The organism is Bacterioplanoides sp., from assembly GCF_965219715.1.
Lineage (GTDB): Bacteria > Pseudomonadota > Gammaproteobacteria > Pseudomonadales > Oceanobacteraceae > Bacterioplanoides.
The window spans coordinates 707309-719435 of record NZ_OZ244785.1 but is presented as its reverse complement, the minus strand read 5'-3'; the positions used below and the strand labels follow the sequence as shown (position 1 = coordinate 719435).

Here is a 12127-nt window from a genome sequence, read left to right as displayed (position 1 = left end):
TGTTAAACGTTAATGTTGTTTCTGGTTGCGGGGGCTGTAACGGCGAACCCTCGGCCGGAGCTTAGCCAGCGGCGCTCTCGTATCGGAGTGATGCCCGCAACGGTTTTTCTTGCAACCAGTAAGTAGCCATTACCTGGAAACTGATTGCGATTTGCCAGCACACGATCAAAGCGACGACTGAGTCGTTCGGAACCGAGTTTCAGCGGCCACAGATGTTCAATATGTTGAATATATTCAACCCTGAGATCCAGCAATGTCAGCCAGTCTTGCAATCGACCTGGAGCAACCGGATTTGATATCCAGGGAAGCTCACCAGAAAACGTTCGCAAAAAGCGGTTTGCGCCCCACAGGCTGTATGGGTTGAAGCCAACGACAACCAGGTAGCCATTGGGAACCAGAACCCGACACGCTTCCCGAATACTCTGATGTGGACGTCGTCCCATGTCGAGCATATGTTGCAACACCACGACATCCAGGGTTTCATCGGCCAGTGGCCAGCTGTAATCTCTGCTTTTTACGTCAGCCTCAACAAGGTTGTTTTGCCACGGCAATCCGATTCTGAAGCGATGATGGCAGCGGCAGCCGTTGAGAAACCTTGGCTCAGGATCTATTCCCGCATAAGCGAGGTGTAACCCGCGGAATGGCTGTACTGCATCTTTCAACCAGCGCGCTTCCAATGACATCAGACGCCGTGCGGAATCTTTTTTTAGCCAGCGCTGATAAACCTCTGGCTTGATCCGATTACCGATTCTGTTCATGCCTAAGCTCTTAATTCCTTGATAGCCAGACCCGGTGAATTTAGACTGAGCCCTTTTCGTCACTCCATTGTAATCAGATGCAACGCTTCACACCATTAATTCCTCTGCTGCTGGCGCTGTTTGCCAGCAGCTGTGCAAACCACCAAGCCATCGTACAGCCTGCTGAGCCGACCAAAAAATCGGAACAGTCGCTGGTGCTGGTGGATGACTACTCCGCTACCACTCCCGCTGAAGAAGATGCGCAGGAATTCGACAATATCTGGCCTCGTATTATCAGCGACTATCGTCTGAATCTTAATGTCGACAACCCGAGAATTACGGCACAGTTAAATTGGTATAAATCCCATCAGGGCTATCTCAACCGAGTTGCTGATCGTGGTGTTCGTTATCTGCACTTTATTGCCGAACAAATCGAAGCTCGTCAATTGCCGGGTGAGCTGGCAATGCTGCCAATCGTAGAGAGCGCATTTGACCCGTTTGCTTATTCTCATGGTCGGGCATCCGGAGTCTGGCAGTTTATCCCGGCGACCGGGCGTGACTTCGGTTTGCAACAAGACTGGTGGCACGATGGACGACGCGATATTCGCGCAGCGACAGAAGGTGCATTGCGCTATCTGAACGCTCTGCAACGAGAATTCGATGGCGACTGGTTGCTCGCATTGGCCGCTTATAACTCAGGTGCAGGCACGGTACGTAAGGCAATTCGAAAGAATCGACGCAAAGGCAAGCCTACTGATTTTTGGTCCCTAAGTCTGCCGAAGGAAACCCGAGCTTATGTGCCAAAGCTGATTGCACTCGCCAAGCTGGTGAAAGATCCGGCCAAATACGGTGTTGAGTTAAAACCGATTGATAACAAACCTTACTTCGCCATTGTAAATACTGGTGGACAGATCGATCTGTCACAAGCTGCCGAACTTGCCGACACCAGCCTGGAAGAAATTTACCGACTGAATCCTGAATACAACCGCTGGGCAACTCACCCGTCCGGCCCTCATGAGCTGTTAATTCCGGTTGATAAAAAAGAGATATTTGAGCAGCAGTTGGCTTCTATGCCGGCAACCTCTCGTGTTAAATGGCAACGCTACAAAGTTAAAGGTGGCGACAGCCTGTTAACCATTGCACGTCGCTTCCGCACCACACCAGATGCGTTAAAACAGGCGAACAGCATTCGTGGCAATATCATTCGTGCTGGTCAGCAGCTGTTAATTCCCGGCGCATTTAAAGGTCAGGATGCCTACTCTCACAGTGTTTCTCAGCGTATGGCCCGCCTGAAAACGGCGCGTCGTCCGGGAAATAGTCAGCGCCTGGAATACGCTGTACGTTCCGGTGACAGCTTTTGGCAAATAGCCCGCAATCATGACGTCAAGGTCAGCCAATTGGCCCGCTGGAATGGCATGGCTCCGGGCGATCCGTTAAAAGCGGGTCAAAAACTGGTTATCTGGAGCAAAAAGTCTCAGCCGAATAAGCGCGAAGTTATCCGAAAGGTTAATTATCGGGTGCGCTCAGGGGATTCACTGGCTCGTATATCTCAGAAATTTAATGTGCGCGTTTCCGATATTCGTCGCTGGAATTCGCGTCAAACCAAAAATAAATATCTGCAGCCAGGTCAGAAGTTAACCTTGTATGTCGATGTAACACGCTAAGGCTGGGTTTGTATGAAAGGGATCATTCTGTTTTTATTGTTGGCATTTCAGACATTCGCTGAAGCAGCGGTCCCGGTTGAATATTCTTATGGCGGCTTACCTGCAATTAATTGGCAAGCAAACGAAGGAAAGCCGTTAACACGGGTTGATGATGTGGTAACGGGAGGAATTTATCGCCAGGGTATTGCCTCCCTGCCAACCAATCTTCGCCGCATAGGTCCGGACACAAATAATGAAGTGGCAGCAATTTTAAACCGGATGCAATTGCCTTTGCTGGCGCGCCATCCGGACGATAGTGAACTCATTTCGATGCTTTGTTCAGCCTGGAGTGTGGAGGTCAAGCAGCAAAAAATCTACTGCCAGATAGACAACGACGCCCGCTGGTCGGACGGAGTTGCCGTCACTACTTCCGATGTCGCGTTCAGCTTTGAATTTATTCAATCGACAGAAGCACAAGCCACTATTCAGAACGAAACGCTAAACAGCTATATACATTCGGTTGAAATATTTTCAGAAAAAGTTTTTGCGGTAAAAACCCGAATGCCACTTACTCTCCAGGTTCTGAATCGGGTAATAGCGTTTCGTCCGCTGGCAAAGCACTTTTACACCTCCCGCAGTGGTTGGCCAGATTCCTTTGATCTGCTTTCCGAACCCAGTACTTCTGCCTACTACATTGATAAAATCTCCCGTTCCGGTCGTGTAACAATCAGAAAGACACTTGATTGGTGGGCAGCAGACAAGCCTTTTTTTGCCGGGCGATTTAATGTTGATCGTGTGGTATATCAGCGTTATCAGAATGCAGAGCTAATGCTGGATGATTTTGAATCTGGCGAAATTGATAGCATTCCGCTGCAGAAAGACAGTAATTGGCACAGTGCAAAGATTAAGCGACTTAACGAACGCAAACGCATTGCGCTGATTGAGTTTTATCATCAGGGAATTACACGCTTCTCCGGACTTATTCTGAATCAGAAACATCCTCAGCTGGAAAGCCTGAAGACCCGGAAAAAAATTGTCGATGCGGTATCCGGAAAATCCGTTAATGCCAAAAGCATCCCCGCCATAGAGCTGTTATACAGCACACAAAACAGCGGTGAACTGAATTATCTTCTCGATAATGCACTCGCAGCTGGCTTGAAGCTGAAAGCTCGCCAGGTTGATCATTCTGCCTTGATGGAAAAGCTCAGAAATGACGATTATCCGTTAGCCTGGATTGCGATCAAAGGCACGCCGGACAATCCGTTTTCCGGAATTTTAAACACCACCCCTTCTGCTGAAGAAATGCAAACCGGGATCAGTAATTATTTATTTGCTCCGGGAGCCAGTCAGCCTTTTAGTCGTTATGCGTATTGGCAGTGGCTTGAGCTGCCAGACAATCTTGGTACACGTGTTTCAGCAGACGTATTCGACCCTTTTGATCCGGTAAGTGGTGGACTGTTCTGGATTAACCCGGAATTACGCGCTGATGTACTTGGCCGACCTGATCGACGTTCAGGTGAAGAGGCTGTCAGAGTCTCCGATGAACGCTTTAAATTTAAAGAACAATAGACACATCCGAAGTAGAACCTGTATGGCAAAAATTATCAGTTTTAACATTAATGGAATCCGTGCTCGTCAACATCAGCTGGAAGCAATTCGCGACCAACTGGACCCTGATGTGATGGGTTTACAGGAAACCAAAGTTCATGACGAACAATTCCCTCTGGCTGATGTCGAAGGCCTTGGGTATCACGTTGAGTTTTTCGGCCAGAAAAGCCATTACGGTGTGGCGTTACTGAGCAAGACTTCGCCTGTTTTGGTACAAAAAGGCTGGCCCTGGGATGACGAGGACGCCCAGAAACGTCTGATCCACGCTCGATATGAAATCGACGGAAAAACCTACGACGTGTTAAATGGCTACTTCCCGCAGGGTGAAAGTCGCGACCACGAAACCAAGTTTCCCGCTAAAGAAAAGTTTTACGCTGATCTGATGCGTTATCTGAGTGAAAACTTTACGCCGGAAGATAATGTGGTTGTCATTGGTGATATGAATATTTCACCGGAAGATACCGATATCGGTATTGGTGAGCCTAATCGTAAGCGCTGGCTGAAATCCGGAAAATGCAGTTTCTTACCGGAAGAACGTGAATGGTATCAGGATTTGTTGGCCTGGGGTTTACAGGACACCTATCGCAAGCATTACCCAGATTCGTCCGATACCTTCAGCTGGTTTGATTATCGTTCTAAGGGCTTTAATGATGACCCTAAACGCGGCCTGCGCATCGATCACATCCTAGCAACGCCAGCACTGTACGAAGCCTGTCATAGCGCCGGAGTGAGTTATGATATTCGCGGCATGGAAAAACCGTCCGATCACGCCCCTATCTGGTCTGAGTTCAGCTGATACTGGATTTATCTGCAGAACTTTTATTTTGTGGAGCTGAGCGGCAAACACACGGTAAAAACTGAGCCTTCGCCGAGGGTGCTATCGACCTGGATATCACCCTCGTACTTTTCAATAATGCCGTAAGAAATGCTCAGCCCCAGGCCACTGCCGACACCAACCGGCTTGTCGGTATAGAAAGGCTCAAAGATTTTCTGCAGAGTTTGTTCTGACATTCCTTTGCCGTTGTCCTTGATGGATATAACGGCGTTTTCACCTTCTGTAGACAGCTTGATACCAATCTCTCCGCCCTCTTCAATAGCGTGGGACGCGTTTATTAATAAATTGGTGAAAACCTGAGACAGCTGCCCTTCATTTGCCCGGACGTAAATATTACTGTTTAAATCAGTCGACACCTTGGCCCTGTATTTAAGCTCATTCCAGATCAGCTTAATTGTGAACTCCAGGCAACGTTTGAGATCGACAACTTCTGTTTTATCGCCATCTGAGTGAGTAAACTGCTTAAGACTGGTAACGATATCTTTAACTCGCTGCAGTCCGGTTTTATTTTCGCTGATCACATCCCGGCAATCCTCTAATACCTCGCTCAGGCCTTCGGAGTTGATAAAGTCGATGGCCGCCTGCACTTCACCACTTTTTATCAAGGTAATCAGATGACTGGTGTTGCTGACCATTTCTTCCAGGAAGTTATTGTTGCTCATTACAAAAGCAATGGGATTATTAATTTCATGAGCCACACCGGCAGCCATGGTGCCAATACTGGCCATTTTTTCCGAATGAAGTAACTGGGCCTGATTGGCAATCAGTTGTTGGTTTGTTTCAGTTAGCTGCTTTTCACGCTTTCTGACGGAGCGTGCCATCGAATTAAATTGACGGGTTAACGCAAGCATCTCAACCGACGCATGATCAGGGATGTTGATTTCTTTTATGTTGCCTTCTGCCAGATCAATAATATGGGTATCCAGCTCTTTGATGGGGGTTACGAAGTAGCGCTTACCCCAGGCAATGGCGATATAAGTTACCAGCACCGCAATCACACTGAGTACCACTAATATTGTGGTCAGGTGCTGATACGTGTAACTGTTAATTTTATCCAGATTTACTTTGTAATAGATCGGATAATTCAGGAATTCCTGCCTGGCTTTGTGCCATTGGGAATTGTTGCTTTTGCCGATAATGATTGAGCTGCTATCTTCGGGCTTGCCAATACTTAATGGAAACTCCGTGAGCCTGGAGTCGAGCGACAGGATATTTTTCATCCGCTGCCATCTTAAATGTGCCAGGAAAAAACCCTCGGTGTTGTCGTTGTATACAACGGGCAGTGCAATTTCGACATAAGGGCTTGCACCCGAGACCAGTCGCATTGAACGGCTGCCCGGATTATCCGATAGCTCCATGAACCAGGGGGAATCCGAAAAGCTGTCTTCTCTGGGGGGGAATCTGGCGTAAATTACATCGCCTGCAAAATCGAGTAATAGCTGTTGGGTCTTTATGTTTTGGATGGACAAGTCTCGAAATAAGTCTTTAACGCTGGGCAGCAGTATTTCTGGTTGCAGAACTGCCTGTGTAATCAGAGGAAGCTGGCGTTGCCCCATCAGCTCGTTGGCGCGTACTTCAACGTATTGATCGAGCTGATCGACAATGTTGTTAATGCTATTCAGCTGTGCTGTTATTTGTTGGTTGATAAGAATGCTTCGAAGACTGAACCAGGTTACCAAAATCACAATGATGCTGATAAGCAGGATCCCGCCAGCAGTAAAAAGGCTAAAGCTGGTCTCGGTTTTTAAATGGCGGCTGAATTGTTTCTGCACTACTTCTTCTCTTGTTGCACCAGGCGAATGACGCCTTTTGAATCGAAGTAACCCATGGTGTAGTCGTTGCTGCTAAGTGCTTCATGGCTATCAAACCCTTCGGCAGAAAAAGGCTTGCTATACACTTTGATTAAGCCATCAACGTTATTCGATAAATCTTCAAGTGCGAGTTTTACAGCCTTACGGTCTTGAACGATATTGCCGGAGAGACCTGCTTGGTTGATGGCTGCAATCAGGATTTTCATCAGGTCATGGCTATGAACAAAGCCGGTTGCAGCTTTGATATCTTCGGGCTTCTGAATATCGCTGAATTCCTGTTTTGCGGCATCGAAGATACTTGTTGCAAGTGAGCTCATCGGATTTAGAAATGAAAACCGCGTTTGGATAAACTTAAGGTCCAGATCCTGAAGGTCCTCTCCCAGCGCTTCGGCAAAATCACCGCCAGTTATTCCCCAGTGGCTTCGAATCGGTAGTCTTTCGTTTTTCTCCAAAGACAGCATTGCCCGGGCAAATGTTTTACCTTCCGGAGCATTGGCCACCAGATAAAGGCTATCGGCACCGGATTGCTTAATTTTGCGCAGCATTATGCGCGCTGAGTTTTCGCTCAACCCCCAGTTAAACCACTTAACTCCTACTACTTCTTTATTTTGTTGTTTCAGAGCGGCCGACATATTTTTATGATTAGACCGCCCCCAGCCGGTATCTTCCAATAGCAGATATGGCTTATTCAGCCCCTCTTTTAATGCCGAGGTCGCAATCACCTTGCCAGCTTTTGTATCGTCAACAGAGAGTCTGAATATCCAGTTTTTTCCTTCTGTTCGGGTGATTGGTCCGGCGGCAGCCCAGGGATCCATCACAAGGATTTCCTGATCATTAATGAATTGCCTGTGCGTTAGCAAAGGTGGTGAGTGCAAGCCACTGAAGACAGCAAGGGTGTTGTCGGCTTTCAGAAATTGCGTCAGGTGCTTCAGGCTTCTTCGTGAGTTTCCTCTGTGGTCTTTGATAACTATTCGTAATGGAATGTTACTGACCTGACCTCCAGCCTGATTAATTGCAACGGTCATGCCTTGATGGATAGAACGACCAGAATTAACGGCGCCGGTTTGATCGGCATCCAGATAGATTATCAGCTCATCGTAGGGTTTTGTGTTAGCTGTCAGAAGTGGGCTGGTGAACACCAGAAGTAACAGTAACAGACGAGAATTCAGCCGTTCCATGCCTAGTACCTTTTGATAAAGATACATGTAACTTAAGACCAGAGCGGATTTAAGGTCAACTTCAGCGGGTTATGAGGCAGCACCTGCTCTGAGAGAGTTCAAGCAGGTGTATCAGTTACAGCCGTATCAAAGGTACTCTTCAACGCTAGCTATGTAATCAAGCCAAGTCTTCGCTGAAGAAGCGCTATCGGGCTCCTTTAATGCTCTTTGAAAGTAACGCTTAGCCGTTGGGTAATCCTGCAGTTCAAACGCGCTGTTTCCTGCGAGAATTAATGCATTGCCCTTCTGCTTATCTGATAGTCCCTTCTTAATCGCGGCTTCTATATCAACAATGACGGTTTTGTAGTCATTGTTTTGGATCGACATTTGGGCAGCGCGCACCAGAAGTTTGCCATCATCGGTAAATCTGGAAGCTTCACGAAGAGCTGTAATGGCATCAGAACGCTCCCTTCCCTGTTGCCAGGCTGATGCAAGCAGGCGCCAGTTACGTTCATTGAGCTCTATCTTACCGTCATTAAGTTGCTTACTTAAGATGCGTCCGCCACGCTCCGGCAAGCCGTTTGAAATCAGCAGCTGCACCAACAACATCAGGTTGTTGTCTTTCGTCAGGTAGCCACCGGCAAAAGCAGTTTCCATAGTTTTCATACTGTCTTTCGGACGTTCAAGCAGTTGGTACATTGAAGCTTGCTGAACCCAATAATCCTCTTTGCCCGGATTAACATTCAATAAGCGCTGAAAACCCTGGGCAGCTTTCAAGTACTTTTTTTGCTCGTAATACGCAACCGTCATGACCTGCAACCAGTTTTCCTTCGGTTTTTTGCTGCGCTCTAGTGCTTTGTTAATCCAGGGAATAACCTGAGGGTATTGCTGATGAATGTGATACGCCATCGCCAGAGTGGCATAGGCCATAGGCTGGATAAAAACCTTGGGCTTTTCCGGAGATTTTTTATTGGCTTCAGCTTCTGCCTTTTCGATTTTTAATAATCGAGACTCCAGGCTCGCAACTGCCTCTGATGTTTTTTCTTCCGCAAGATACAACTGAGCGACATTGGTAGCCAATGCTGCTTCCTGTGCTGGTGCCAGCTTTTCAAGCTTTAAGGCTTTTTCAAATTGCTCGAGCGCCTGAGTGTTTTTTTCCTGGGCAAGATAAAACTGCCCGTACAATTGATAAGTTAATGCCAAACCAAAGCTGGGTTTTAGTTTTTCGCTTAAGCGCGACAGCTCTTCTTCAGCCTCTGGCCACTTTTCTTCCTGCAGAAAAACCTGAATTTCATTCAGTGCTTCATAAGTTGATTGCGAGATAGACTGATCTGCAGCCTGAACTGGTTGGCTCACAACAAAGGCAGCCAAAACCATCAATAATAATGCTTTCATTATCAGCGCTTCCCAAGTGTGAATTCGATGGTCTGTGTTGCAACCTGACCAACCGGCTTACCATCCTGCATCTTCGGCTTAAATTTGTAGCGGAACAGCGCCCTGCGAGCTTCCCGCTCGAATACGCCGCGCGGTTTGGAGTCGATAATCTCGACATCTTCCACTGAGCCTTCAGGATTAATGTCCAACCGGGCCGTTACGTAGCCTTCAATCTTACGCCGTTTGGCTTTTTCCGGATAAACCGGATTCTGACGCACCAGCGGAATAACGTCGCTATCCCCAAAGCCCATACCTACAACCGCATCACCGAGAAATGACTGATTCGACAGCGCCAGGTCTGCTTCGACCTGGGGCATGTTAAATGGCATTTTCTGAGTCTGAACATTTTGTTGGGAAACAGACGTTTTTGGTAATTGTGGTTTTTTCGGTTTTGGCGGCTCTTTTTTACGACGCTCTTTTAATTGCGTCTGGCTGTCCTGCTTTACCCGGACGAAATCGATATAGGTGGATTCGCTCTTGTTTTTTGCCAGATCAGCGGGGCCTGAGACCATGCTGTGCATCGCAAAGAACAGTCCCAGCGAAACTCCGCCAGCAGCCAGCAGTGCTAATAAAATGCGAATCGGCGCTGCCATCAGTTAGCTGCCTCAGCCGATATCGAGATATCCTGAATCCCCGCTAGGCGAATCTGATCCATCACTTTAACCAAAAGGCCGGTAGGCGAGAACTCATCCGCTTGAATAATAACTGCACCTTCCGGGTTTTCTGCTTTCATTCGTTCAATGTTTGGTCGAACAGCGCGCACATCAATGGCACGGCGATCGATCCAGATCTCACCATTGGCGCGAATAGCGACCAGAATGTTACTACCCTTTTTCTCTTCCGCGGTTTGTGCGCTTGGGCGATTGACTGTGACCCCACTTTCTTTCACAAATGAGGTGGTCACAATAAAGAAGATCAGCATGATAAAAACGATATCCAGCATTGGTGTGATGTCGATATCGTTTCCATCTGCGTCGTTATCTGTATGACGTCTTGCCATAATAAATATCCGTTAATTAATCCGTTGGCAGCATTTCTGCGAGTTGATGAACACCGCGTTCGCTGAGGCGCTTAAAGCGCGTGCGGAAATATAAACCTGTTAACGCAACAACCAGCCCAGCCATGGTTGGAATGGTCGCCTGAGAAATACCGTTTGCCATGGCCCGGGCGTTACCGGTACCGGTAACCGCCAGAACATCAAATACACTGATCATGCCGGTTACTGTGCCCAGCAGTCCCATTAATGGACAAATGGCAATCAGGATGCCGACGGTTGATAAAAAAGCATTCGCAGCTTGTTGCTGCTGACTGATCAGTGTGATGCGGATTTTACGTGCCGCCCAGCTATCGTGTTCTTTGCGTTGCTTCCAGGATTCTGCCACCCGGCGGTTGGAACGAGGCAATTCGATGTAGAAAAACCATAAACGTTCCAGAATCAGCGCCCACAATAAAATGCTAAGCAGCAAAATGCCGTAAAGCACTGGCCCGCCCTGGGCCATAAAATCAAATAACCACTGCAATGGCGAATTCATTGCTCAGCTCATCCTTTAACGTTTTTAGCGTTCGCTTCAAGGCTTTGAGCCATCAGGCCAGCAGACTGTTCGTCCAGCAACTGAATCAGGCGTTTACTTTGTGATGCCACCCAGTTGTGAGCCAGTAACAGCGGGATTGCTGCCAGCAGGCCCAGTACCGTGGTAATCAACGCCTGGGAAATACCTGCGGCCATCAGCTTTGGATCACCGGTGCCGAAGTTGGTAATTGCCTGGAAGGTCGCGATCATACCCGTCACTGTGCCCAGCAGGCCCAATAATGGTGCAATGCCGGCAAACAGTTTGATAATTGATTGGCCGCGCTCTAGAGCTGGCAATTCGCGTAATACCGCTTCATCCATCTTGGCTTCCAGAACTTCCGATTCAATCTGGTCCGGCAGTTCCTGATAGCTCTTCAGTACACGTCCTAATGGATTGTTGTCATTAGGCTGATCAATATTCTTTTGTTGTTGTTTCACTTTCGAAGAAATGCCAGCCAGCGTGATCAGGCGCCATGCGGCTAATAACAAACCAAGAATGCCCAACGCGATAATGATGTAACCCACTTCAGCACCTTGCTGAACACGCTCCAGTAAATCCGGGTTTTCCAGTGTCAGGTTAATCAAGGCACCACGACTTGGATCCAGAGCAAAAGGAGCAACGTCAGCGGAAGATGCTAAGTAGCCAGGAATTAAATCAGCCACAGCAGGCTGGCGACCCAATTCGCCAAGTTGTTGCAATTCAGGGTCGTAAGATAAATACCCCTGATCATCTACCGCATTAAATACACCAATACGAGTGACCGTTTGGGTTTGCGGTTTGCCTTGCTGGTCGGTTACCTGAGTTTCAAAGCTGGCAATCTGGCCGTTTAAGGTCATTTCCTGCTGCAGGGTGAACCACAGGTCTTCCAGTTCGGAAATATTCGGTAATTCTTTGGCTTCGGATAATTTCTCAAGATCTGCTTTGCGCTCCGGAAGCTGAGCCAGTGTCAGGCTGTCCGACAGCACGGTTTGCAGATCAGTAGCGACCTGGCGCACAACACCAAACATTTCGCCCAGGTTACCAACCCGCAGGCGCAGTTCTTCTTCTTTGTCGATTAGCTTTTTTTCATTCGAGTCAAAACGATTTTTCAAATCGTCTGCACTTTTTTGCTCGCGCTTGAGCTGCTCTTTCGCTTCCGCTAATAATCGTTTTTGCGCTGCCAGATCTTTGCGGAACGCTGCCTGACGTGCTTTATCGATTTCAGCTTCGTTGGATTTATAAGCACTGGCTTTTTGCAGCAATTGTTGTAATTCGCTTTCGGCAGATTCGGCCTGGGCCGTTGCAGGTACAACCAATGCCAGAGACAGTAATAAAGAAGACAACATTTTCAT

Annotated in this window: 11 protein-coding genes; 3 read left to right on the top strand and 8 right to left on the bottom strand. The window is 47.8% G+C overall.

The features are described from left to right. Positions 1 to 2 precede the first annotated feature (2 nt). Positions 3 to 758, bottom strand: a complete 756-nt coding sequence (locus tag ACOQOZ_RS03815) for a methyltransferase domain-containing protein (protein ID WP_420590954.1) — start codon at positions 756 to 758, stop codon at positions 3 to 5. A gap of 77 nt (positions 759 to 835) precedes the next feature. On the opposite strand from ACOQOZ_RS03815, the gene ACOQOZ_RS03810 reads away from it, so the two are divergent. Genes ACOQOZ_RS03810 through xthA form a run of 3 tightly spaced genes read left to right on the top strand, consistent with a single transcriptional unit; the run spans position 836 to position 4784 of the window. Next, positions 836 to 2401, top strand: coding sequence for a LysM peptidoglycan-binding domain-containing protein (locus tag ACOQOZ_RS03810; RefSeq protein ID WP_420590953.1), 1566 nt, complete (start codon positions 836 to 838; stop codon positions 2399 to 2401). Positions 2402 to 2413: 12 nt separating this feature from the next. Further along, positions 2414 to 3949 (top strand): ABC transporter substrate-binding protein, encoded by a 1536-nt coding sequence (locus ACOQOZ_RS03805; RefSeq protein WP_420590952.1) that lies wholly within the window; start codon positions 2414 to 2416, stop codon positions 3947 to 3949. A 22-nt stretch (positions 3950 to 3971) separates the two neighbouring features. Then, the gene (gene xthA / locus ACOQOZ_RS03800) at positions 3972 to 4784 is read left to right on the top strand and encodes an exodeoxyribonuclease III (RefSeq protein ID WP_420590951.1); all 813 of its coding nucleotides are present in this window, start codon (positions 3972 to 3974) and stop codon (positions 4782 to 4784) included. 23 nt (positions 4785 to 4807) lie between these two features. Here the strand turns inward: xthA and ACOQOZ_RS03795 are convergent, their stop codons facing one another. The 7 genes from ACOQOZ_RS03795 to ACOQOZ_RS03765 form a co-directional block, all read right to left on the bottom strand. After that, a complete protein-coding gene (locus tag ACOQOZ_RS03795; protein WP_420590950.1) occupies positions 4808 to 6595 on the bottom strand; it encodes an ATP-binding protein in 1788 nt (595 codons plus the stop codon). Beyond that, positions 6595 to 7839, bottom strand: a complete 1245-nt coding sequence (locus tag ACOQOZ_RS03790) for an ABC transporter substrate-binding protein (protein ID WP_420590949.1) — start codon at positions 7837 to 7839, stop codon at positions 6595 to 6597. The genes ACOQOZ_RS03795 and ACOQOZ_RS03790 overlap by 1 nt, the downstream gene beginning before the upstream one ends. A 99-nt stretch (positions 7840 to 7938) precedes the next feature. Continuing rightward, positions 7939 to 9186, bottom strand: a complete 1248-nt coding sequence (locus tag ACOQOZ_RS03785; protein ID WP_420590948.1) for a tetratricopeptide repeat protein — start codon at positions 9184 to 9186, stop codon at positions 7939 to 7941. 2 nt (positions 9187 to 9188) lie between these two features. Further along, the gene (locus ACOQOZ_RS03780; protein WP_420590947.1) at positions 9189 to 9818 is read right to left on the bottom strand and encodes an energy transducer TonB; all 630 of its coding nucleotides are present in this window, start codon (positions 9816 to 9818) and stop codon (positions 9189 to 9191) included. Next, entirely contained in the window at positions 9818 to 10225 is a 408-nt protein-coding gene (locus ACOQOZ_RS03775; protein WP_376865888.1) for an ExbD/TolR family protein, read from the bottom strand. Before ACOQOZ_RS03775 ends, ACOQOZ_RS03780 begins: the two co-directional genes overlap by 1 nt. 16 nt (positions 10226 to 10241) lie before the next feature. Then, positions 10242 to 10757 (bottom strand): MotA/TolQ/ExbB proton channel family protein, encoded by a 516-nt coding sequence (locus ACOQOZ_RS03770; protein WP_420590946.1) that lies wholly within the window; start codon positions 10755 to 10757, stop codon positions 10242 to 10244. A gap of 8 nt (positions 10758 to 10765) precedes the next feature. Further along, entirely contained in the window at positions 10766 to 12127 is a 1362-nt protein-coding gene (locus ACOQOZ_RS03765) for a MotA/TolQ/ExbB proton channel family protein (RefSeq protein WP_420590945.1), read from the bottom strand.